Raw genomic sequence first — 1016 nt, forward strand, 5'->3', positions numbered from 1 at the left:
GGCGTGCCGGAGAGCTTCACCATCGTCGCCCAATCCCCGCTCGAGGACCTTGCTCACATCGAGAGCGTCGTCTGCGTGCCGACCTTCAAGCGCCCCGACATGCTCGAAGAGACGCTGCGCTCGCTGGCCCGACAGCAGGGCGGGCATGATTTCGCGGTTATCGTCGTAGAGAACGAGGGCGGCGAACGTGCCGGCGCGAGGCGGGCAAGCGAATTGCACGCGGCCGGGCTGTTCAAGGGCCTCGTCATCGTCGAGCCGCGCCAAGGCAACTGCAAGGCCTATAACGCCGCGTGGCGCTGCGCGCTGACGCGTTTCCCCGCGCTTCGGCAGGTTCTGGGCATCGATGACGACGAGCAGGCCGAGCCGGGCTGGCTCGACGCTTTCCTCGAATCCGCCGCCTCGAGCCCGGCGGAGCTGTTCGGTGGGTCGGTTATCCCTGTCTTTGCGGATTCCGCGCGTTCCTGGCTGTCGGCCCACCCCGTATTCCGGTCGCACTATGACGCCTCCGGCCCGGTTCCGATGCTGTATTCGAGTGCGAACTACCTGATCCGCCGGACGGTGCTGGAGCGGCTCGGCTTCCCCTTCCTGGACGAGAGCTTCGATTTCACGGGTGGAGGCGATACCGATTTCTTCACGCGGGCCAAGGCCGCCGGCTTCCGCTTCTGGTGGGTGCAGGAGGCCGCCCAACGCGAGACCATGCCGGCGCGGCGAAGCTCCTTCGACTGGATTGCCGCGCGCGGGCTGCGCAACGGAGCGATCTCGGCCGCAATCGAGCGTCGACAGCATCCCGGGCTTGCCGGCCGCCTGCGCGTGCTGGCGAAATCCCTTGCGCTGCTGGGCGCCGCCCTGCCGCGCGGCATCGCCCTCGGCCTCAAGACCCGCTCCGGTCTCATCGGACTTTATCACGCGCAGGTCGCGGTCGGCCGGCTGATGTCGGAATTCGGCGTCGCCAACGAGCAATACCGGAAGCCCGAGACGAACTGATCCGCCAGCCCTGCCGAGCCAGGAGCGTCAGG

The 1016-nt window shown here is 67.8% G+C and carries 1 protein-coding gene; it reads left to right on the forward strand.

Features of this window, described 5'->3' with window-relative positions; all coding sequences use genetic code 11:
* A partial coding sequence (locus ACIPIA_RS16970) for a glycosyltransferase family 2 protein (RefSeq protein WP_400511175.1) occupies nt 1-984 on the forward strand: 984 nt, incomplete at its 5' end.
* Nucleotides 985-1016 lie beyond the last annotated feature (32 nt).

The organism is Allobosea sp. CER48, from assembly GCF_044752385.1.
In the GTDB taxonomy this organism is placed as follows: Bacteria; Pseudomonadota; Alphaproteobacteria; order Rhizobiales; family Beijerinckiaceae; genus Allobosea.